General features: G+C 71.6%; 19 protein-coding genes and 1 tRNA gene. 14 read left to right on the top strand and 6 right to left on the bottom strand.

What is annotated here, in order from left to right:
• Nucleotides 1-59 precede the first annotated feature (59 nt).
• The 4 genes from ACA511_RS01590 (at nucleotide 60) to serS (ending at nucleotide 4,817) form a co-directional block, all read left to right on the top strand.
• Nucleotides 60-1,658: a hypothetical protein gene (locus ACA511_RS01590; RefSeq protein ID WP_375022191.1), complete on the top strand. Its 1,599-nt coding sequence runs from the start codon at nucleotides 60-62 to the stop codon at nucleotides 1,656-1,658.
• Between the two features lie 166 nt (nucleotides 1,659-1,824).
• Nucleotides 1,825-2,688: an RNA-guided endonuclease InsQ/TnpB family protein gene (locus ACA511_RS01585; protein ID WP_375022190.1), complete on the top strand. Its 864-nt coding sequence runs from the start codon at nucleotides 1,825-1,827 to the stop codon at nucleotides 2,686-2,688.
• Nucleotides 2,689-2,703: 15 nt separating this feature from the next.
• Complete coding sequence (locus ACA511_RS01580; protein ID WP_375022189.1) at nucleotides 2,704-3,504, top strand: class I SAM-dependent methyltransferase; 801 nt, start codon at nucleotides 2,704-2,706, stop codon at nucleotides 3,502-3,504.
• A gap of 53 nt (nucleotides 3,505-3,557) precedes the next feature.
• On the top strand, nucleotides 3,558-4,817 hold the full coding sequence (gene serS / locus ACA511_RS01575) for a serine--tRNA ligase (RefSeq protein WP_375022188.1): 1,260 nt from the start codon (nucleotides 3,558-3,560) through the stop codon (nucleotides 4,815-4,817).
• A 50-nt stretch (nucleotides 4,818-4,867) separates the two neighbouring features.
• On the opposite strand, the gene ACA511_RS01570 is transcribed toward serS, so the two are convergent.
• A complete protein-coding gene (locus ACA511_RS01570) occupies nucleotides 4,868-5,758 on the bottom strand; it encodes a tyrosine-protein phosphatase (protein WP_375022187.1) in 891 nt (296 codons plus the stop codon).
• Nucleotides 5,759-5,884: 126 nt separating this feature from the next.
• Here ACA511_RS01570 and ACA511_RS01565 point away from each other — a divergent pair, with 126 nt between their 5' ends.
• Nucleotides 5,885-6,688 carry a Cof-type HAD-IIB family hydrolase gene (locus tag ACA511_RS01565; RefSeq protein WP_375022186.1) on the top strand — a complete coding sequence of 268 codons (804 nt, stop codon included), beginning with the start codon at nucleotides 5,885-5,887 and terminating at the stop codon, nucleotides 6,686-6,688.
• 96 nt (nucleotides 6,689-6,784) lie between these two features.
• Here the strand turns inward: ACA511_RS01565 and ACA511_RS01560 are convergent, their stop codons facing one another.
• Both ACA511_RS01560 and ACA511_RS01555 read right to left on the bottom strand, forming a co-directional pair.
• Nucleotides 6,785-7,324: a bacterial proteasome activator family protein gene (locus tag ACA511_RS01560; RefSeq protein WP_375022185.1), complete on the bottom strand. Its 540-nt coding sequence runs from the start codon at nucleotides 7,322-7,324 to the stop codon at nucleotides 6,785-6,787.
• Between the two features lie 13 nt (nucleotides 7,325-7,337).
• The gene (locus ACA511_RS01555; protein ID WP_375022184.1) at nucleotides 7,338-8,294 is read right to left on the bottom strand and encodes an NAD(P)H-quinone oxidoreductase; all 957 of its coding nucleotides are present in this window, start codon (nucleotides 8,292-8,294) and stop codon (nucleotides 7,338-7,340) included.
• A 171-nt stretch (nucleotides 8,295-8,465) separates the two neighbouring features.
• Here ACA511_RS01555 and ACA511_RS01550 point away from each other — a divergent pair, with 171 nt between their 5' ends.
• The 5 genes from ACA511_RS01550 to ACA511_RS01530 all read left to right on the top strand — a co-directional run bounded on the left by ACA511_RS01550 (nucleotide 8,466) and on the right by ACA511_RS01530 (nucleotide 12,001).
• Entirely contained in the window at nucleotides 8,466-10,712 is a 2,247-nt protein-coding gene (locus ACA511_RS01550) for an AAA family ATPase (RefSeq protein WP_375022183.1), read from the top strand.
• 33 nt (nucleotides 10,713-10,745) lie between these two features.
• Nucleotides 10,746-11,120, top strand: a complete 375-nt coding sequence (locus ACA511_RS01545) for a signal peptidase I (RefSeq protein WP_375022182.1) — start codon at nucleotides 10,746-10,748, stop codon at nucleotides 11,118-11,120.
• A gap of 25 nt (nucleotides 11,121-11,145) precedes the next feature.
• Nucleotides 11,146-11,586, top strand: a complete 441-nt coding sequence (locus ACA511_RS01540) for a hypothetical protein (RefSeq protein WP_375022181.1) — start codon at nucleotides 11,146-11,148, stop codon at nucleotides 11,584-11,586.
• Nucleotides 11,587-11,655: 69 nt separating this feature from the next.
• Nucleotides 11,656-11,744, top strand: a tRNA-Ser gene (locus ACA511_RS01535).
• Between the two features lie 89 nt (nucleotides 11,745-11,833).
• Complete coding sequence (locus tag ACA511_RS01530) at nucleotides 11,834-12,001, top strand: hypothetical protein (RefSeq protein ID WP_375022180.1); 168 nt, start codon at nucleotides 11,834-11,836, stop codon at nucleotides 11,999-12,001.
• A gap of 25 nt (nucleotides 12,002-12,026) precedes the next feature.
• Here the strand turns inward: ACA511_RS01530 and ACA511_RS01525 are convergent, their stop codons facing one another.
• Nucleotides 12,027-12,770: a M15 family metallopeptidase gene (locus ACA511_RS01525; protein ID WP_375022179.1), complete on the bottom strand. Its 744-nt coding sequence runs from the start codon at nucleotides 12,768-12,770 to the stop codon at nucleotides 12,027-12,029.
• Between the two features lie 163 nt (nucleotides 12,771-12,933).
• Here ACA511_RS01525 and ACA511_RS01520 point away from each other — a divergent pair, with 163 nt between their 5' ends.
• Complete coding sequence (locus tag ACA511_RS01520) at nucleotides 12,934-13,356, top strand: hypothetical protein (RefSeq protein WP_375022178.1); 423 nt, start codon at nucleotides 12,934-12,936, stop codon at nucleotides 13,354-13,356.
• Between the two features lie 21 nt (nucleotides 13,357-13,377).
• On the opposite strand, the gene ACA511_RS01515 is transcribed toward ACA511_RS01520, so the two are convergent.
• Entirely contained in the window at nucleotides 13,378-13,839 is a 462-nt protein-coding gene (locus tag ACA511_RS01515; protein ID WP_375022177.1) for a MarR family winged helix-turn-helix transcriptional regulator, read from the bottom strand.
• A 168-nt stretch (nucleotides 13,840-14,007) separates the two neighbouring features.
• Here ACA511_RS01515 and ACA511_RS01510 point away from each other — a divergent pair, with 168 nt between their 5' ends.
• From ACA511_RS01510 to ACA511_RS01500, 3 genes are all read left to right on the top strand, one after another.
• Nucleotides 14,008-15,018, top strand: a complete 1,011-nt coding sequence (locus ACA511_RS01510; RefSeq protein WP_375022176.1) for a pirin family protein — start codon at nucleotides 14,008-14,010, stop codon at nucleotides 15,016-15,018.
• Nucleotides 15,019-15,305: 287 nt separating this feature from the next.
• Complete coding sequence (locus tag ACA511_RS01505) at nucleotides 15,306-16,499, top strand: ATP-binding protein (RefSeq protein ID WP_375022175.1); 1,194 nt, start codon at nucleotides 15,306-15,308, stop codon at nucleotides 16,497-16,499.
• A 297-nt stretch (nucleotides 16,500-16,796) separates the two neighbouring features.
• Nucleotides 16,797-17,126: a hypothetical protein gene (locus tag ACA511_RS01500; RefSeq protein ID WP_375022174.1), complete on the top strand. Its 330-nt coding sequence runs from the start codon at nucleotides 16,797-16,799 to the stop codon at nucleotides 17,124-17,126.
• Nucleotides 17,127-17,207: 81 nt separating this feature from the next.
• Here ACA511_RS01500 and ACA511_RS01495 read toward each other — a convergent pair whose 3' ends face one another.
• The gene (locus ACA511_RS01495; protein ID WP_375022173.1) at nucleotides 17,208-20,450 is read right to left on the bottom strand and encodes a S41 family peptidase; all 3,243 of its coding nucleotides are present in this window, start codon (nucleotides 20,448-20,450) and stop codon (nucleotides 17,208-17,210) included.
• Between the last annotated feature and the right edge of the window lie 59 nt (nucleotides 20,451-20,509).

The raw sequence follows: 20,509 nt of genomic DNA, 5'->3' as shown, positions 1-20,509 counted from the left end.
AACCGGAAATGGATCTTGGACGTCTTCACCTCACCAGCATTAAGTGGAGAGGTCCTCCGTTGCGCCGTTCCTCAGCCATCCTCGCGACCGCCGCCCTCGCGGCGTCGGTCATGTTCGCCGTCCCCCCGGCCGCGCACGCGGACGTCACCGACCTCACGGTGACCACCGCCTTCGACCGGCTCGACCCGGACCGGGTGGCCACCGTCACGGTCACCGCCAAGTCCGCGAGCGGTGTCACGGACGTCCGGGCGAACGTGCGGTATCCGGACTCCGGGGCCGATGTCTACGCGACACTGGAATTCGAACGCGTGGCCGGGACCGACAAGGACGGCACCTGGCGGGCGACCTTCCACCCGGACGTGGAGACGCGACCGGGCAGCAACACCGTCGAAGTGCTGGTCGAATCCGCGGACGGCGCCACGGCCAAGGGGTATGCGAACTTCCGCGACTGTTATCAGACGACCATCACCGACGTCACGACTGGACCGGACGTCATCGACGCCGACCACCCCGAAGTGGACGTCCACGGCAAGGTCATGGTGCAGAAGTCACGGGACGTGGCGCCCGCGCCCGTGCCGAGCGCCGCCGTCCAAGGTGGAGGCAAGACCGTGACGACCGCGGCGGACGGATCGTTCGGGCTCACGTTGAACGCCATGAATCCCCTGTACATCGGGTTCCCTTGGCAGGGAACCCTTTGTGGATCGGGCACGTACGGCAGTACTCCCACGATCGCCAAGCAGGCGACGCAGACATCCGCCTGGGTACAGACGCTGATGCCCGTCGCCATCGGCACCGGTATGACCGTGGAGGGGAAGGTGCTCCGCCGCGGGGCCGCGGGACTCGTACCGGCGGGCGACGTCCCGATCGAGGGCTACCTGAACTATGGGAAGCCCGAACAGAAGCTGCTGGCGAGGGCGTACACGCTCGACGACGGGACGTTTCAGCTGAAGCCCACGCCTGACAGATCCGGCCCCTTCACCGTGGTCGCCGGAGACACGGCGTTTCTGACGGGCGGCCACGTGTCAGCGGGCACCCTGGACGTTCGCAAGCCCGTGGATTTCACCGCCCTCAACGTCGAACCGGAGCCCGGGCGTTACGGTGACCCGCTCAGCATCCACGGGTATCTGGCCAGCGACCGGAACGGCCTCGCCCAGGCGCGAATGATCATGGAGTTCTCCGCGGACGGCAAGACGTGGCGGACGATGGCGACGCAGAACACGCACTCCGACGGGTGGTTCCTCCTCACGACCGAAGACTCCAAGAAGGACGGCTACTGGCGCGCCCGCTACGCGGGCGACAGCGAGTACATGCCGGTCGTGAGCGGTGCCCACTACATCGACATCAAGTACAGGACGCGCATCTACCACTACAACGCCTCTCCCGAGCCCGTGAAGAAGGGCGGGACGATCACGGTCAAGGGCCTGCTGTACCGCTACATGCCCGGCGGGAAGCCGGGGCCCGGGGCGAACATCCACATCTACTTCAAGCCCAAGGGCTCGTCGGCGTGGACGAAGATGGCGATCACCAAGACGGCGTCTAACGGCTGGTTCAAGAAGACGTTCAAGGCGTCCAAGGACGGCACATGGCTGGCCCGCTACTGGGAGAGCAGCGGCTACCTCGGCTCGAACACACCCAGCGACTACGTGGACGTCAAGTGACACCCGCTCCCTGAAAGGCGCAGACTGTTGTGCGCCGATCGCTCGCGCTGCTCATGGTCGTGGCCATGACGCTCTCTCTGGCGGCCGCCTCCGCGTCCGCGGCGGAATACCTGCGGGGGCTCGACGTCCGCGTCCTGTCGCCGGGCGCCACGGCGGCCAGGTAAAGGTGAAGTGGTCGAGGCGGCTCCCGGCGGTGCCCGCGACGGTGACCGTGATCAGGGACGCTGCGGGCCGGTATTTCTGCTCGTTCGTCGTTGAGGTCGCCGACGTGCCCGACTCGCCCGCCACCACTGCGGAAGTGGGCATTGATCTGGGGCTGGACTGCTTCGCGGTCACCTCTGACGGCCGCGAGATCGCCTCCCCGAGGTTTCTGCGCCGCGCCGAGAAAAAGCTCCGGAAGACCCAGCGGGCTCTTTCCCGCAAACAGAAGGGATCGGCCAACCGTGACAAGGCGCGCGTGAAAGTCGCCCGCGCGTACGCCGAGGTCGCCGACGCGCGCCGCGAGTTCCATCACCGGCTCTCCACCATGCTGGTCCGCGAGAACCAAGCGGTCTATGCCGAGACGCTGAACGTGAAGGGGCTGGCGCGCACCCGGCTGGCCAAATCGGTGCACGACGCGGGCTGGTCAGCCTTCGTCGGCATGCTGGAGTACAAGGCGCAGCGGTACGGTCGCACCTTCGCGCGAGTGGATCGGGCGTTCCCGTCCTCACAGATCTGCTCGGTCTGCGCGCACCGCGACGGTCCCAAGCCCCTGCACGTTCGCCAATGGACCTGCGGGCGATGCGGGACGGAGCACGACCGGGACGTCAACGCCGCCCGCAACATCCTGGACGAAGGACGCCGCATCACCACGTGGGGAGGCGGAGACCAGAAACGCCTGTGGAGGGCAGGTAAGACCTCCGGACCCCGTTCAGGGGCACAGCCCGCTGAAGCAGGAAGCCACGGAAGTGTCGTATCCGCGACGGTGCGGCACAGGCCGAATCCCCGGTCTTGGCCGGGGAGCGCGTCAAGTCAGCGCACGTCCACGTAGGCTGCCCTGGTGGGCATGGACTTCGATCTTTACGAGCGGGAACTGTGGGCCGGGCGGGCCGCCGCGTACGAGCGGGGGTTCGCCCGGCTCACCCGTTATCTGGTCGGTCCGCTGCTGGACGCGGCCGGGGTGGCCCGCGGGACGCGGTTCCTCGACGTCGGGACGGGCCCCGGGCTCGTCTCGCGGGAGGCCGTGCGGCGCGGCGCCGAGGTGTCGGCGATGGACGCCGAGGAGAGCATGGCGGAGACGGCCGCCCGGAACGTCCCCGGGCTGGACGTGCGGGTCGCCGTCCTGCCGGAGGTGCCGTTCGGGGACGCGGCGTTCGACGCGGTCGCCGGCAACTTCGTCATCAACCACGTGGGCGACCCCGGCAGGGCGATCACCGAGTTGCGGCGGGTGCTGCGGCCGGGCGGGCGGCTGGCGCTGAGCTGCTGGGCGATGCCGGGCAGCGGGGCCCTCGCGATCGTCCGGGAGGCGATCGAGCGGGCCGGTGTCGCGTGGCCGGACGACATCCCCGAGCCGCCGTTCATGAAGTACGGGGAGGCGGTCGCGTTCCGGCGGCTGGTGACGGAGGCGGGGCTCACCGAGGTGGCGGTCGAGGAGGTGACCTGGGAGCACGTCGTCGACCCCGAGGAGTGGTGGGAGACGGGCGCGCTGTCGAGGGTCGGCACGAACGGCGTCATCGTCGGGCGGCAGGACGCGGCGACCGTCGCCCTGATCAAGGACGCCTACGACACGATCATCGCCGGCTACGGGGTGGCCGGCGGCGGGGTGGCGCTGCCGGCGCACGCGCTGCTGGCGAGCGGCGTCCGGTAGAACCGGCGTTATGCGCGCGCGGACGGAGGCGCCGGACCGGTAGCCTCTGGTCTGTGATTGACCTGCGAGCTCTTCGAGAGGATCCGGAGCGGCTGCGCGCGTCGCAGCGCGCCCGCGGTGAGGATGGCGCCGTCGTCGACCGGCTGCTCGACCTGGACGGCAGGCGCCGCTCCGCGCTGACGTCGTTCGAGCAGCTGAGGGCGGAGCAGAAGAGTTTCGGCAAGTCGGTCTCCAAGGCGAAGGGCGACGAGCGGGACGCGCTGCTCGCCCGCGCGAAGGAGCTGGCGCAGCAGGTCAAGGAGCGCGAGGCGGAGGCCGGCCGGCTCGGCGAGGAACTCGACGCGCTGCTGAAGGGCGTCCCGAACCTCATCGAGGAGGACGTCCCGCCCGGCGGCGAGCAGGACTTCGTCGTCCTGGAGCACGTCGGCGAGCCGACCGCGTTCGACTTCGAGCCGAAGGACCACCTGGAGCTGGGCGAGAGCCTCGGCGCCATCGACATGGAGCGCGGCGCGAAGGTGTCCGGCGCGCGGTTCTACTACCTGACGGGCGTGGGCGCGCGGCTCCAGTACGCGCTGCTGAACCTCGCCATGGAGCAGGCCGTCGCCGCGGGGTTCGTCCCGATGTACCCGCCGGTGCTGGTGAAGCCGGAGGCGATGGAGGGCACCGGGTTCCTCGGCGCGCACGCCGCGGAGGTGTACCGGCTTCCGGACGACGACCTGTACCTGGTCGGGACGTCGGAGGTGCCGCTCGCCGCGTACCACATGAACGAGATCATCGACGAGCTGCCGCGGCGGTACGTGGCGTGGTCGTCGTGCTTCCGCCGCGAGGCCGGCTCCTACGGCAAGGACACGCGCGGCATCATCCGCGTCCACCAGTTCGACAAGGTGGAGATGTTCTCCTACTGCGACCCGGCCGACTCGCACGCCGAGCACCTGCGGCTGCTGGAGTGGGAGAAGGAGATGCTCGCGAAGGTCGAACTCCCGTACCGGGTGATCGACGTGGCGGCGGGCGACCTCGGCTCCAGCGCGGCGCGCAAGTACGACTGCGAGGCGTGGGTGCCGACGCAGAACACCTACCGCGAGGTCACCTCGACGTCGAACTGCACCGAGTTCCAGGCGCGGCGGCTCGCGGTGCGGCACCGCGACGCGGACGGCAGGAACCAGCCGGTCGCGACGCTGAACGGCACGCTGGCGACGACCCGCTGGATGGTCGCGATCCTGGAGAACCACCAGCAGGCCGACGGTTCGGTGCGCGTTCCCGAGGCGCTGCAGAAGTTCCTGGGGCAGGACGTCCTGGAGCCCGTCAAGCGCTGACGTTCGCTCAGCCGGGGCCCGTCCTGTGTTGGGACGGGCCCCGTTCGCGTCTACTGCAGGAGTCGTGCGCGGAGTGCCTTCTGGGTGGCCGCGTCGATGCCGAGGCCCTTGGCGAGGAACGCGTCGAATGTTCCGTAGTCGCGCTTGATCTGGTCGAACGCGGTGTCCAGGTACGACTCGCGGACGGTCAGGAACGGCTCGATGAGCGCCGGGTCGATGCCGTACTTGGCGAGTTCGGCGAGTTCCTCCTCGTTCTTGGCGGCGAGCTCCTTGTTGGACCGCATGTAGTCGTCGTACACCTGCGTCTTGTCCACGCCGAGGAGTGTCAGCAGGATCGCGGACATGACGCCTGTCCGGTCCTTGCCTTCGGTGCAGTGGTACAGGACGGGGCCTGGGCTGGACGCGATGCGCCGCAACGTGTCCGCGAACTGCTTGCGCGAGTCGGTGTCGTGGATGAAGCCGCGGTAGGTGAGGGCCATGAACTCGCCGGACTTGTCGTCCGCGAGGATCGCCTTCAGGACGTCCGGCATCATCTCCAGCAGGGTGACGGAGACGACGCCGATGGGCGCGGCGACCGGTGTGACGCCGGCGGGGAGCTTGTCGGCGCCGGACAGCGTCACTTCCAAGCCGGAGCGGAAGTCGACGGACGCCGACAGCCCGAGCCGTCCGAGCTGCGTGATCCCGGTGGGCGTGACGTCGCTGAGCGACGCGGAACGGTAGACCAGGCCGGGCCGCACGCGGCGCCCGTCCGCGGTCGTGTGGCCGCCCACGTCGCGGACGTTGACCGCGCCGTCGACCTGGACGGATACGGACGTGTACGCGGGTGCGGCGGCCGGCGCGGCGACGGGCGCGGCCGATGCCCGAACGGGGACGGCGAGCGGACTGAGCGCGAGAGCGCCCGCGAGGGCTGCCGACGCCAGCCGGGGGGATCTGGCGACCATGGAACGACCTTCCACGCGACGATGAACGTGAAGAAGTTTCGTCCTGCTGGCGCGATCAGTCCAGGCCCAAGGTGGCGGTGTCGGCGGCGTCGCTTATGGTTTGTGGCATCTGCCCAGGAAGGTGACATGAGTCAGCTCTCGCCGCGCGTGATCGCCACTGACCTCGACGGCACGATCGTGCGCTCCGACGGCACGATCTCCGCCCGGACCGTCGACGCCCTGGCCCGGGTCGAGCGGGCCGGGGCGATGCTCGTCATGGTCACCGGCCGGCCGCCGCGCTGGATGACCGGCATCGCCGGGGCCGTCGACCACCACGGCGTCGCGATCTGCGCCAACGGCGCCGTCGTGTACGACCTGCACACCGAGACCGTCCTCCAGGCGCGGGAGATCGCACCGGACGTGATCGCGGAGGCGGTCGGGCGGCTGCGCGCCATCGCGCCCGAACTGCAGTTCGCGGTGGAGCACCCGGCCGGGTTCTTCTTCGAGACCACCTACAACCTCGGCCGCTGGGACGCCGAGGCGCTCGGCGGACGCCGGGTGGACGCCGCCGAACTCGTCCGGCGGCCCGGCACCAAGCTGCTCGCCTTCCATCCGGACGCCGACCCCGACACGCTGTCGGAGAAGGCGGTCCAGGCGGTCGGCGACATCGTCACCGTGACGCACTCGTCCGGGCGGGGCCTGCTGGAGATGAGCGCGCTCGGCGTCACGAAGGCCAGCGCGCTCGCCGCCCTCTGCACCGAGCACGGCCTCGTGTCGGACGACGTCGTCGCGTTCGGCGACATGCCCAACGACCTGCCGATGCTCACCTGGGCCGGCACCTCGTACGGCGTCGCGAACGCGCATCCGCTGGTGCTCGCGGCCGTGACGCACAAGACGTCCCGCAACGACGACGACGGCGTGGCCGAAATCCTGGAACGCCTGTTCCCGTAGCGGGCGGCGTCCCGTAGCGGGCGTCCTGTAGGGGGCGGCGTCCTGTAGGGGGCGGCCGCACCCTCGCCGCCGGGGGTGCGGCCGCCGCCCGGCGGGTTACAGGTAGGGGCCGGAGGAGCGCGGACCGGGGTGCTGCTCCTCCTCCGCGGCCGGCATCATGCCGGCGGGCAGGGCGCGCCGCATCTGCTCCAGTTGCGCCCGCGCCGCCATCTGCTGGGCGAACAGCGTCGTCTGGATGCCGTGGAACAGGCCCTCCAGCCAGCCGACGAGCTGCGCCTGCGCGATCCGCAGCTCCGCCTCGCTCGGCACCGAGCCCTCGGTGAACGGCAGCGACAGCCGCTCCAGCTCCGCGACCAGCTCGGGCGCGAGGCCGTCCTCCAGCTCCTTGATGGACGACTGGTGGATCTCCCGCAGCCGGGCCCGGCTCGCCTCGTCCAGCGGGGCGGCCTTGACCTCTTCGAGGAGCTGGCGGATCATCCCGCCGATCCGCATCACCTTCGCGGGCTGCTCGACCATCTCGGTGACCGACTTGCCCTCGGACTCGCCCTCGCCGGCGCTCTCCATGGCGATGCCGTTGGGGCCGACCACGAGCACCTGCGGTTCCTGTTCAGACTGGTTCTTCGAACGCTCGCTCATAAACTCCACATCCTCACACGGTCAGCAGGATCTTGCCGACGTGACCGCTTTCTTCGAGCAGCTCGTGCGCGCGCGCCGCGTCGGCCATGGGGAAGCGCCGGTCCACGACCGGCCGGACGTCCCCGGACTCCAGCAGCGGCCACACGTGCTCGCGAACCCCGGCCACGATCTCCGCCTTCTCCTCCATCGGACGGGCCCGGAGCGTCGTCGCGTGGACCAGCGCCCGCTTGCGCAGCAGTTTGCCGATGTCCAGCTCCGCCTTGGCGCCGCCCTGGAGACCGATCACCATCAGCCGTCCTCCGGTGGCGAGCGCCTCCACGTTCCGGGCCAGGTACTTGGCCCCGATCAGGTCGAGGATCACGTCGTACGGGCCGCTCTCGACGAAATCCTCCTTCCGATAGTCGACGGCGGCGTCGGAGCCGAGTTCCCGGCAGCGGGCCGCCTTCTCCGGGCTGCCCACCGTCGTCACGACGCGCGCGCCGCGCGCCTTGGCGAGCTGGATCGCGAACGTCCCGATGCCGCTGCCGCCGCCGTGGACGAGGAGCGTCTCGCCCTCGCGCAGCCCGCCCAGCACGACCACGTTCGACCACACCGTGCAGGCGACCTCCGGGAGACCGGCCGCGTCCACGACGTCCACCCCGCGCGGCACGGGCAGCACCTGCGAGGCGGGCACCGCGACCCGTTCGGCGTACCCTCCCCCGGCGAGCAGCGCGCACACCTCGTCGCCGACGCTCACGCCGGCCACGTCCGCGCCCAGGCCGGCGACCCGCCCCGAGACCTCCAGGCCCGGGTACGGGGGAGCGCCCGCGGGCGGGGGATAGAAGCCCATCCGCTGCATGACGTCCGCGCGGTTGACCGCGCTCGCCGCCACGTCGACCAGTACCTCGCCGGGGCCCGGCTCCGGGTCGGGGACCCGCGTCCACTCCAGGACGTCCGCACCGCCGGGCTCGCGGATCACGATCGCATGCATACCGATCACGCTACCGGGCGTCCCGCGGCGCCCCGCCGGGCCCGGCGCCGCGTCCCAACGTCGATCTACACGGGGGATGCGTGGTATTGGGTCATGGGTATCCTGCGTGGGGGCCATTTTGCCCACCTGCACCGTGTTGATCATCAGAGGCGTGCCCTAGGGGGAAGAACGGTGGCGAGGAACGAGCACGACGGGCGCTCCCTTGAGGAGCGGCTGGCCTCTCTGGACGCGATGAGCGGAGACACGGCGGAACCGTCCCCCGAAGGCGAACAGGCGGCCGGGCCGGGGCCCGCCGAGCAGGAGAACCCGCCGCCGCCCGCGCCGCCGACCGGGCCGACCGGGCCATCCGGGCCGTCTGCGCCGACCGGGCCGCCCGTGCCGCAGCCGGGCCCGCAGCCGCCGGCCGCGCCGGACAGCAACCCCTGGCTCGCCGCGCCGCCCGCCTTCCAGGGCGCCCCGGAGGAGACCGGCTACGCCCCCGAGAACTTCGGCCCGCCGCAGCCCCCGCCCTACGACGGCGGCCCCATGCCGCAGCCGTTCGACGGAGGAATGCTCCCGCCGCCGTACTACCCCGCCCCGCCCTACGACCCGTCCCAGGGCCCGCAGCCGCCGCAGCAGCCCCCCTACGACGCCAACGGCAACAGCGCGCCGCCCCTCGACCAGCTGCCGCCGTACCCGTCCGGCCAGTTCGGGCAGCAGCAGGACGCCGGCGGGCAGTACCAGCCGATCGACCCCGTCACCGGTCAGCCCTACCCGCAGGACACGGACGCCTCCGGGCAGCCCTACGTGCCGCTCGACCCGAACACCGGCCGTCCGCTCGCCCCCGGCGAGCAGCCGTTCCCGCAGATGACCCCGAACCCCGGCGCCCAGCCGTACCCGCCGGCCGAGCACACCACCGGCCAGCCGTACCCGCAGGACGCGGACGGCGCCGCCCAGCAGTACCAGCAGTTCGACCCGAACACGGGCCAGCCCTACGCGCCGGTCGACCCGGACACCGGGCAGCCGTTCCCGCCGATGGACCCGAGCACGGGCCAGCCCTACGCGGCCGACCCCAGCGCCCAGCCGTACGCGCCGGTCGACCCGAGCACGGGCCAGCCCTACGTGCAGGACCCGAATATGGGCCAGCCGTACGTGCCGGTCGACCCGAGCACGGGGCAGCCCTATGCGCAGGACCCCAACGTCCAGCAGTACCAGCAGGTCGACCCGAGCACAGGGCAGCCGTACGCGCCCGACCCGAACGCGGGCGGGCAGCAGTACCCGCAGCCGTACCAGCAGATCGACCCGAACACGGGCCAGCCGTACGCGCAGGACCCGAACGCCGCCGCCCAGCAGTACCAGCAGGTCGACCCCAACACGGGGCAGCCGTACGTGCCGATCGACCCCGCTACGGGGCAGCCCTACCAGGGGTACGGCTACCCGCAGGGGCCGCAGCAGGGGCAGATGATCCCGCCGGGGCACGCCGCCCCGCAGCAGCAGCCGCAGGGCGCCGACAACCTCAGCTCCGAGAACCTCCTGGGCGAGCGCCGCATCGCGCCGTCCTCGGGGTGGCGGCGCGCCGTCTACAAGGCGACCGCGGGCAGCGTCCACCCCGGCGAGTCGCAGGGCGAGCTGCGCCGCAAGGACCTGATCGCCCGCGCCCGCACCGTCGTGGCCGGCGGGCACCACCGGGTGGCGGTCATGTCGCTGAAGGGCGGCGTCGGCAAGACGACCACCACGACCGGCCTCGGCTCGATGCTCGGGTCGTTCCGCGGCGACCGGGTCATCGCGGTGGACGCCAACCCCGACCGCGGGACGCTCTCCGACAAGGTGCGGCTGGAGACGGCCGCGACCGTCCGTGACCTGCTGAACAACCGCGAGCAGATCCACCGGTACGCGGACGTCCGCGCGTTCACCTCGCAGAACGAGGCGCGGCTGGAGATCCTCGCGTCCGACCGCGACCCGGCGGTCAGCGAGGCGTTCTCCGCCGAGGACTACGCGGCCGTCGCCGTCGTCCTGGAGCAGTACTACTCGGTCTGCATCACCGACTGCGGCACCGGGCTGCTGCACTCGGCGATGGCGGGCGTGCTGGCCCTCGCCGACCAGCTCGTCCTGGTCAGCTCCCCGTCGGTGGACGGCGCCCGGTCCGCGAGCGCCACTCTCGACTGGCTGGAGGCGCACGACCACGGGCATCTCGTCCGCAACGGCGTCGTCGTCCTGTCGATGGTCCGCAACCGGACCCGCAGCCAGGTCGACCTCGACAAGCTCCAGGCGCACTTCGAGAGCCGCTGCCGCGCCGTCGTCCGCATCCCGTACGACGACCACCTGGAGGAGGGCGCCGAGGTCGAGCTGGAGCAGCTCGCCCCCGCCACCCGCGAGGCATACCTCACCCTGGCCGCCGTGGTCGGCGACGGCTTCGCCTTCCAGCGCCCCCAGAACTGAACGGGAGACCGGACGGTAAGGTCACGTTCCGTGATGGACGGCGAGGGCTTGTACGTGGGGAAGGCCGGCCCGGACGCGGCGGGCGACCGGGGCTGGCTGCTCGGGCACTTCAAGACGTCCGGCGACCTGCGGCACAGCGACGAGGTCGAGATCAAGTGGGGCGTCCACCGCAAGGGCGAGCGGCGCGGCCGGTGGACGGACGGGGAGAAGCGCACGGCCCTGCTCGTCCTGATCAGCGGCCGGTTCCGGCTGGAGTTCCCCGGACGCGACGTGGTGCTCGCCGAGCAGGGCGACTACGTGGTCTGGGGGCGCGGCGTCGACCACTCGTGGGAGGCCGAGGAGGAGTCGGTCGTCATGACCGTCCGCTGGCCGTCCATCCCCGGCTACCGCGTCCCGGAGGAACCGTAGACGGGCCGGGGCCGTCTCAGCGGCCATGATCGGCAGAGCGCGGTCGGCGCTGGTCGCGGCGGTCCTGGCGCTGTCCGTCGGCTGCTCGGGCTCCTCCTCGGGCGACGTCGTGTGCGCCCCGTGCCCGCCGCCGGTGACCGTCACCGTGTCCGGCCTGCATCTGCTGGCGGACGGCGGCTGGCGTCTCCGCGCCTGCATCGACGACCTGCCGTGCAGGGACCTGCGCGTCCCCCCGCCCGGGGCCACCGGGGCCGCGTGCGGGTCGATCCCCTGCGTCCGCGACGGCGACACGCTGCGGATCACGCTCGACGGCGAGCCGCGTTCGCTGGCCGGTCTGCCCGTGCGGGTCACCGCGTCCAGACCAGGCCATGCCGAAGTGGTGCGCGGCACGGGCGCGATGACGTTCACCGCCGGCCGGAAGCCGTGCGTCTGCGACCGCGCGGACGGCGCCGTCGCGCTCGGCTGAACTCCCGCCGTGCGGTCGAAGGCAGCGGGCCGCGACCGCTATCGTGGGCGGGTGGCCGGACGGCCGCAAGGAGAGTTCGCATAGTGGACTAGTGCAGGCGCCTTGAAAGCGCCCAGGGCTGGGGACAGTCCTCGTGGGTTCGAATCCCACACTCTCCGCTCGGAGCCGGCCCGGCCCATCGCCGCGAAAGGCACGTCCCGTCACAGGGTGGGCGACTCGGCATAAGTCATCCGTTACCCTCTTCGGCATGTCGCAGACACCGAATGACCCGGCGGGCACGACCCACCAGTTCCAGAACTTCGCCAGCCAGGCGCAGCCGCAGAAGTCCGGGCCGAGCGTCGGCGTGGTCGTCGGCGTCGTCGCCGTGGTGGCGGTCGTCGCGATCCTCGTGGTCGCGGTCCTGGCGCTCGGCTAGCGCCCACCGCCCCGGCGGGCGCCGCTCAGCGGCCGGAGGCGGAGAAGTGCTGGTAGTCGCGGGCGCCGTTCCACTCGCCGCCCCAGCCCCAGTCGATCGAGGCGAACGCCTTCACCACCTTGTCGCCGGCGTGGATCATCCCGGGCGCGTCGAGCTTGCGGTTCTTGTACTTCGCGCAGGATTTGTGGGCGATGTGCCCGTCGGCGTAGACGTAGGGGTTCTGGCAGGGGTTGATGTCGACCGCGAGCCCGTACGCGTGCTGGGAGAACGAGCTCGACCCGGTCGCGTTGCGGCAGTTGAACGCGGAGGTGTTGTTGGCCTCGATCGAGTCGAAGTCGCTGCCGCCGTACTTGTCGACGGGCTCCATGCGCTCGATCGGGTAGCGCATGTCGAACAGCTTCTTGAAGACGGAGACGAGGTCGTCGGCCGCCTTGGCGTTGACGACGAGCCGTCCGCCGGTGTGCGGCTTGTCGTCCATGCCCCAGTAGGTCATCTCGATCATCCGGAGCCCGGACGGCGACACGGGGCAGCCCTTGCGCCAGGACGACGTCAGGTCGCCGGCGGTCACCTTCCGGACCTCGGACTGGAAGCCCTGCTTCGTCGGGGACGCGGACGGCGACGCGGCAGTGCCGGACGCGGTGGGCGGCGTCGCGGGCGGCGCCGACTCGCCCGAGTCGTCGGAGCCGCGGCCACATCCGGCCGCGGTGAGCGCCGCCGCGAGCAGGGCGGCGAGGAGGGCTCCGCGCGAAATCGGTCCTCTACCTGGCATCTTTGCAGCATACGCAGGCGCGCGGGTCTCCGCCCGGACCATTGATTCGCTACGGTGCGTTTGAAGGCGCGTCCGCCGGATATGGGCCGGGACGGATGGGCCGTGGACCCTCGTTCAACCGCCGGGCATGTCGTCCGGCGACGTCCGGTCCTAGGGAGCCGGGATGGCGGAAGCGCAGGAGAGCGATCTCCCAAGCCTCGAAGACGAGATCTTCTCCGTGGCGCACAACGTGGAGGTCGAGCAGGGGGCGGCGGCGCAGCCGCTGCTGCCGACGGACAAGGCGCAGGTGCTCGCCGAGCGCGCGCGGGCGTTCCTCGGCCGGGACATGAAGGCGCTGGCGGCGGGCGTCGGCGTGTTCGTGTTCGTCGACGTCGTGATGATGTGGGCGCCGCTGATGATGAGCCGCCGTCCGAGCCTGCTGCCGCAGTTCATCACGCTGCTGCTGCTGGCGTTCGGGCTGGGCGGCCTGCTCGTCTGGAAGGTCGGCGGCCGGTGGCGGACGTTCGGCATCGGCATGATGCTCGCCTGGGGGTTCCTGACCCTGGTGTCGGTCGGCTTCCTGACCGGGGTGACCGTCCCTCTCTAGCCGCCTCGCGGGGGCCGATGGCTAGCTGGCGGGGCCGAGCCGCTTCAGGACGAGGCCGAACGCGCGTCCGACCGCTTCGAGGTCGGCGGGCTCGACGACGTCGATGAAGAACTCCCGGACGGTCTCGACGTGGTCGCGGGCGGCGCGTTCGAGTGCCGCGAACCCCTCGTCGGTGAGGTGGGCGTAGACGCCGCGCTTGTCGTTCGGGCAGCTGTCCCGCTTGACCAGGCCCTTGCTCTCCAGGCGGGAGCAGGTGTGGGACAGGCGGCTGCGCGACTGGCTGGCGTTCTCGGCGAGTTCGGCCATCCGCAGCCGCCGCTCGGGCGCCTCCGACAGCCGGACGAGGATCTCGTACTCCGACACCGACAGGCCGTGCTTGGTCTTGAGGTCCCGGTCCATGATCTCGGTGAGCCGGACGCTGCCGTCCACGTATGCCCGCCAATCGCGCTGCTGGGTGGCATCGAGCCAGCGAGGTTCGCTCATACCGAAAAGTATAGAACATAGGTTGAAGATTCAACTAGCACGCGTTATCTTCACGGTAGCAGGACGGGCGGCCGGGATCAGTCCCCGGAAATAGTTGAAGCATCAACTACGTTCCACGGAGCAGTGCACCGCCCGGCCGGGACGGGCACCCGAACGATGGGAGTACCCATGCCTGCCGTGATGGCCGACCCGCTGACCCTGCCCCGCCTCCCGCTGCTCCCGGAGGCCGACACCGACTGGCGCCGTGTGGCGAGGGTCGTGACCGCGAAGCGCCACCTCGAAGGCGAGGGTTTCCAGGTCAGGCGGCCCTTCCCGGGCATCGACCTGTCCTTGGCCGACCCCTTCCTGCTCCTCGACCACATGGGCGCCGTCGAGTACGCGCCCGGCGAGGCGATGGGGACGCCCTGGCATCCGCACCGCGGGTTCGAGACGGTCACCTACATCATCGACGGGGCGTTCCAGCACCAGGACACGGCCGGCGGCGGCGGTCTCATCGCCGACGGCGCCACCCAGTGGATGACGGCCGCGTCCGGCATCCAGCACATCGAGCAGCCGCCGCCCGAGCTGGTCGCCAAGGGCGGGCTGTTCCACGGCGTCCAGCTGTGGGTGAACCTGCCGCGCGCCCAGAAGTGGCTCCCGCCGCGCTACCAGGACATCAAGGCGCGCGACGTCAAGCTGCTGGCGGCCGACGACGGCTCGTCCCTGGTCCGCGTCATCGCCGGGTCGGTGGGCGGATACGACGGGCCCGGCGTCACCTACACGCCGATCAACTACCTGCACGCGACGGTCGCGCCCGGCGCCCGGCTGACGCTGCCCTGGCCGCGCGACTTCAACGCGCTGGTGTACGTGCTCTCCGGGCGGGGGACGGCCGGCGTCGAGGAGGCCGGGCTGGACGAGGGGCAGCTCGCCGTGTTCGCCGGCTCCCACCACCAGGGCAGCGGTGACGGGCTCGTCGTCCGCGCGGCCGACGGTCAGCCGTCGGCGGGGGCGAACGGGTGGGAGATCCTCGTCCTCGGCGGCCTGCCGATCCGCGAGCCGGTCGCCCGGTACGGCCCGTTCGTCATGAACACGCGGGAGGAGATCGTCCAGGCGTTCGAGGACTTCCAGGCCGGCCGGATGGGGACCGTCCCGGCCGAGCAGGTCCCGCACCGGTCCGACGCCGACGAGCCGCTCGCCTGAGCTCCGCGGGCGGGCCTGCCCGGTTCCCCGTGCCGGACAGACCCGCCCGCGGTCGTTCCGCCGTTCGGGTGACGGCGGCCGGGGCATGCGCTACTGTGTTCGAATAGTCGAACAGAAGTTCGACCTGTTCGGACGCGCTCGCCTCGGGAGGCGACATGGTGGCGACGGCCACGCGAGGGCATGAGGCCCCGGCGCGCTGCGGGCGGCGTGGAGAACGCGCGACACGCCGCAGTGTTTTCTACGCAAATCTACGGCCGCAGCTATATCGCCTCATAGAGTCCGAGAGCGTGGACCCCGTGCGCAATCCCTATGCCCCCGGCGCCGGGCAGCGCCCTCCCGAGCTGGCCGGCCGCGACCGTGAGCTGAAGCAGTTCGAGGTGGTGCTCGAACGCGTGGCCCGCGGCCGTCCCGAGCGCAGCATGATCGTCACCGGGCTGCGCGGGGTGGGCAAGACCGTGCTGCTCAACGCGTTCCGGTCGATGGCGATCCAGCGGCTGTGGGGGACGGGCAAGATCGAGGCCCGCCCCGACCAGTCGATCCGGCGGCCGGTCGCCTCGGCGCTGCACCGGGCCGTCCGCGAACTCGCGCCCCGGCACCGCGCGCCCGACCGCATCGAGGAGTTCCTCGGCGTGCTCAAGGCGTTCGCGCAGGCGGAGCCCGAGCCGTCCGGCAAGGGCAGGGCGCGGGCGCACCGCTGGCAGCCCGGCATCGACGTGCCCGCCTCGCGCGGACGCGCCGACTCCGGCGACCTGGAGATCGACCTCACCGAGCTGTTCGTCGACGCGGCGTCCGTCGCCACGGACGTCGGCGCCGGCATCGCCCTGTTCGTCGACGAGATGCAGGACATCCCGGCCGACGACGTCTCCGCGCTGTGCGCCGCGTGCCACGAGCTGTCGCAGGTCGGCGGGCCGCTCATCGTGGTGGGCGCGGGGCTGCCGCACCTGCCGGCCGTGCTGTCGGCGAGCAAGTCCTACTCCGAGCGGCTCTTCCGGTACGCGCGGATCGACCGGCTCGACCGGGAGTCGGCCGATTTCGCGCTGCTGGCGCCCGCCGAGCGCGAGGACGTCACGTTCACCGAGGAGGCCCTCGACGCGCTGTACGGTGCGGCCGACGGCTACCCCTACTTCGTCCAGGCGTACGCCAAGGTCGTCTGGGACGTCGCACCCGACACCCCGATCACGGCGGACGACATCAAGGTCGCCGCCCCGGAGGCGGAGAGCGAGCTCGCGGTCGGCTTCTTCGGCAGCCGCTACGAACGCGCCACCCCCGCCGAACGCGACTACATGCGCGCGATGGCCATGCTCGGCGACGACCCCGTGCCCACGGCGTCGGTCGCGGACGAGCTGGGCCGCAAACCGTCCAGCCTGTCGCCCGCCCGCGACGGGCTCATCAAGAAGGGCCTCATCTACAGCGCCGAGCGCGGCATGGTCGCGTTCACGGTGCCGCACTTCGGCACGTTCCTCCGCTCGCAACCCGCCTGACGGCCGGACCGCTTCGGCTCTATCGAGTTCTCTAGCGAAAAAGCTAGAGAACGGTAGAAAGCTGCATCGAGCCGCGTCGTCCGGTGAATATCCGGCTCTCTAGCTCTGGCCGTAGAGAGCCGTAGATTTTGCTCGCCTTGTCTCTGGGTTTATCTAGGGCTTTCTAGTTGTGTTTGCAGAAAGCCCTAGATTCGGGCGGCGGGCGGGCCGGGCCCGGTGTTGGCCGGTGCGGGCATGTGGGTAGGACCCCCCGCGTATGCCCATCCACTGGGCAGTAGGTCTATGTCGGGGGGAAACATGACAGACCGAGACAAGTTCCGAGGCCAGGACCCGGACCACGAGTTCAGCCAGGACGACGGATACCCGACCCAGGACGAGTACCCCACCCACGACGAGATGTCCTCCTCCATGAGCGGCTATGACGAATCGTCCATGCAGCAGGACCGGAGCGGCTGGCCGCCGGAGGGGGAAGGCGACCACCCGCCGCAGAGGGGCTACCACGGGCAGGACGAGACCACGTCCAACCTGGGCGAGGGCATGCGGAGCCGCCGGCCGGGCGAGGAGCGCGGGCGCGGACGGTCCGGCCAGGACGACGAGTTCGGCGACGAGGAGACCGGCGCTTGGTGACCGTCTCCCACTAGGAGTCCAGGACGACGTGAAGGCCGCCTCCCGGCACGGGATCGCGGCCTTCACAGCCTTCCGGACCTCTCACAAGGGCTTGGGCCGGGGGCGCGCGGACGGGTCCGGCGTGTGCGGCGGGAACCTCGTCATCCGCGCGAGAACCTCGTCGATCGCCCTCTCCAACTGGGTGTCGACCCCCTTCACATGCTCCTGCGGCGTGATGTCGACCTCGATGTCGGGGTCGGTGCCGTAGTTCTCGACCTTCCACCCCACATCGTCGAACGTGAACGAGAATTCCGGCTGCGTGGTGACGGTTCCGTCCGCGAGCCGGTGCCGTGGCCAGATGCCCACGACGCCGCCCCAGGTCCGCTTCCCGATCAGGGGGCCGAGGCCGAGCAGCTTGAACGCGTGGCTGAAGATGTCACCGTCCGAGCCCGTCCGCTCGTTGGTGATGGCGACCATCGGTCCGCGCGGCGACTGGCGCGGATACGGCGTCGGGACGCCCCACCGAGGGAAGTTGTAGCCGAGCCGCTGCCGCGCGAGCTTCTCCAACAGCAGACCGGAGACGTTGCCACCGCCGTTGAAGCGGACGTCCACGATCAGCCCCTCCCGGTCGTGCTCGCCGAGGAAACCACGATGGAACTCGGCGAACCCGTCCGGGCCCATGTCGGGGACGTGGATGTAGCCGACCCGGCCGTCCGTCCTGTCGCGGACCAAGGCGCGGTTGGCCGAGACCCAGTCGCGGTAGCGTCCGGGGCGTTCGTCGGCGAGCGTCCGGACGGCGACGGTGAACGGCTCTGCGTCACCGCGCCGGACGGTCAGCAGCACCTCCGCGTCCGCGAGGTTGACCAGCCGCTCGCCCGGGACGACCCCGCCCGGCGCGACCGGCTCCCCGTTGACGGCGATCACGGCGTCACCCGGACGGACGTCCACCCCGGGACGGTTCAGCGGCGACGTGGCGGCCACGTCCCACGGGTCGCCGCCGACGATGTGCGCGATCACGAACCGGCCGTCCTCGATCGTCCAGTCCACGCCGAGGAAGCCCTGCTCGTAGACGGGCCGCCGGCGGTACTCGCCGCCGATCTCGAACGCGTGCGAGGTGCCCAGTTCGCCCTGCATCTCCCACAGCAGGTCGGAGAACTCGCCCCGCGTCGTCACCTTGTCGGCGAGCGGGCGGTAGCGGCGGTAGACGGCGTCCCAGTCGACGCCGGCCATGTCCTCGTCCCAGAAGTGCTCGCGTTGCAGGACCCACGTCTCGCGGAGCATCTGCCGCCACTCGTTCGCCGGGCAGACCGACACCTTGACGCGGCCGAGGTCGACCCAGCCGCTCCGCCTGCCCGGCTCGTCGTCGTCCGGCTGCTCGCGTCCGGCGGTGACGAGCCGGAGCCTCGTCCTCGACCGGTAGAGGAGGCCGACACCGTCGCGCGCGACCCAGAAGTCGCCGACGTCGCGCAGCAGCGTGCGCGCCCGGCGGGTCGCGAAGTCGAACACCTCGACCCGGCCGAGCGGCGGCTCGGCGCCGAGGCCGCCCCGCACCGGGAAGGCCGAGTACAGCACCTTGCCCTGGAGGCCGGCGATGCGTCCGTAACGTCCCTCGCCGACCGGGAACGCGACGACGCGCCGCTCGATCCCGTCGAAGTCGATCGCCAGCCGCGCGGCGGCCGCCACGCTGGCGCCGAGGCCGTCGCCGGACACGTCGCGCAGGTCGGAACCGTCCGCGAGGCTGCTCTCCGGGGGCGTGCCGCCGTCGTCCGCGAGCGGGTGCGGGGACGGGACGAACGGCGACCCCACGTCCCGCCGCAGCGTGATCGCGTACGGGCGGGCGCCGAGCGGGAACCCCCGGTCGAACTGCAGCGTGTCGGCCACCGGGTTGAACACCCGCTGCCCGATGAAGTACAGGTAGCGGCCGCCCGGGTCCCAGGCCGGGGCGCGGTCGTGCAGGACGGGACGGGTCACCGGCACCGCCAGCCCGGTCTCCGCGTCGCACACCTTGATCGCCGTCGTCTGCGCGGTGTCGGGAAAGGCGTAGGCGAGCCACTCCCCGCCGGGCGACCAGGCCAGGCCGGTGATCGCCCCGTACGGGCTGACGTCCAGCGGCACCGGCTCGAAACCGGCGTCGGCGTCGAGCAGGTACAGCTCGTCGCGGTGGTTGGTGAAGGCGAACCGGTCGGCGGACGGCGAGGGCGCCAGTTCCACGACCCGTCCGACGTCCCCGGACGTCTCGGCGTGCACGGCGTCCCGGTCGCCGTCCTGCGCCAGCACGACGAGCCGCTCCCGGCCGTCCTCCCCGGACGCCGCCGCGATCAGCCGCCGGTCGTCGTTGAACCAGGTCAGCAGGCGGTAGCGGACGCCGTCCTGCCGCCCGTGCTGCCGGACGGGCCCCTCCCACGCCGGGAACGAGTACGCCTTCCCGCGCGTGGTGATCGCGAGGCCGTCGCCCGCCGAGTTCACCGTCGCGGTGTCGAGGTACTCGGCGGCGGACACGAAGCGCCGGTTCCGCTGCGTCCGGGAGCTGCCGAGCCGGACGTCCAGCCGGCGCGGGCCGGGCTCGCCCGGGTCGCCGGGGTCCAGGACGTACAGTTCGGCCGCCGCGTGGTAGACCAGCCGGCGCCCGTCGTCGGCGAGGTTGCGTGCGTAGTAGTCGGCGTGGGCGGTGTGCCGGCGCAGGCCGGTGCCGTCCGGGAGGCACGAGTACACGTTGCCGATGCCCTCGTGGTCGGACAGGAAGTAGACGCGCCCGCCGACCCAGCAGGGCGCGGCGAGGTTGCCGTCGAGGGAGATCAGGCGGCGGAAGGCGCCCGCACCGGACGGGTCGATCCACAGGTCGCCGGCGGTCCCGCCCCGGTAGCGCTTCCAGCGGGCCGGGTCGGCGGTGTTGCGGCCGATGACGACCGCGCCGCCCGGCCCGTAGGACGCGCTGGAGGCCGGGCCGTACGGCAGCTCCCGCGGGACGCCGTCCGCCGGGCCGATCCGGTGCAGCCGGTTGTCGCCGCGGAACGGCCGCCGCACGTCGCTCGCGTAGACGATCTCACCGGACGGGTTCCAGCCGGTGATCGTGCAGGACGTCCCGTGGAACGTCAGCCGCTCCGCCGAGCCGCCGGACGCCGGCATGACGTACACCTCGGACGGGCCCTCCTCGCGGCCGACGAAGGCGAGCAGGCGTCCGTCGGGGGAGAGCCGGGGGTAGGCGGCCGCCGCGACGCCCGCGGTGAGCCGGTACGCGCGGCCGCCGGTGGCGGGCACGGTCCACAGGTCGTCCTCGCAGACGAAGACGACGTCGTCACCGCAGATCGACGGAAAGCGCAGGTAACCGCCGTTATCTCCCACCACGGGCGGACTTGTGCCCGCTCTCCGCGCGAGGAATCTCCGGCCGGCCCTCGGGCGCGTCC

It is taken from the genome of Actinomadura sp. GTD37, assembly GCF_041951365.1.
GTDB lineage: Bacteria > Actinomycetota > Actinomycetes > Streptosporangiales > Streptosporangiaceae > Spirillospora.
This window is presented reverse-complemented; position numbering and strand designations above follow the sequence as displayed.

Excerpts from the sequence above, each read along its gene's own strand:
- ACA511_RS01580 (WP_375022189.1), top strand. The coding sequence starts at position 2,704 with ATGGACTTCGATCTTTACGAGCGGGAACTGTGGGCCGGGCGGGCCGCC.
- ACA511_RS01570 (WP_375022187.1), bottom strand. The coding sequence starts at position 5,758 with ATGGTCGCCAGATCCCCCCGGCTGGCGTCGGCAGCCCTCGCGGGCGCT.
- ACA511_RS01565 (WP_375022186.1), top strand. The coding sequence starts at position 5,885 with ATGAGTCAGCTCTCGCCGCGCGTGATCGCCACTGACCTCGACGGCACG.
- ACA511_RS01560 (WP_375022185.1), bottom strand. The coding sequence starts at position 7,324 with ATGAGCGAGCGTTCGAAGAACCAGTCTGAACAGGAACCGCAGGTGCTC.
- ACA511_RS01555 (WP_375022184.1), bottom strand. The coding sequence starts at position 8,294 with ATGCATGCGATCGTGATCCGCGAGCCCGGCGGTGCGGACGTCCTGGAG.
- ACA511_RS01545 (WP_375022182.1), top strand. The coding sequence starts at position 10,746 with ATGGACGGCGAGGGCTTGTACGTGGGGAAGGCCGGCCCGGACGCGGCG.
- ACA511_RS01540 (WP_375022181.1), top strand. The coding sequence starts at position 11,146 with ATGATCGGCAGAGCGCGGTCGGCGCTGGTCGCGGCGGTCCTGGCGCTG.
- ACA511_RS01530 (WP_375022180.1), top strand. The coding sequence starts at position 11,834 with ATGTCGCAGACACCGAATGACCCGGCGGGCACGACCCACCAGTTCCAG.
- ACA511_RS01525 (WP_375022179.1), bottom strand. The coding sequence starts at position 12,770 with ATGCCAGGTAGAGGACCGATTTCGCGCGGAGCCCTCCTCGCCGCCCTG.
- ACA511_RS01520 (WP_375022178.1), top strand. The coding sequence starts at position 12,934 with ATGGCGGAAGCGCAGGAGAGCGATCTCCCAAGCCTCGAAGACGAGATC.
- ACA511_RS01515 (WP_375022177.1), bottom strand. The coding sequence starts at position 13,839 with ATGAGCGAACCTCGCTGGCTCGATGCCACCCAGCAGCGCGATTGGCGG.
- ACA511_RS01510 (WP_375022176.1), top strand. The coding sequence starts at position 14,008 with ATGCCTGCCGTGATGGCCGACCCGCTGACCCTGCCCCGCCTCCCGCTG.
- ACA511_RS01500 (WP_375022174.1), top strand. The coding sequence starts at position 16,797 with ATGACAGACCGAGACAAGTTCCGAGGCCAGGACCCGGACCACGAGTTC.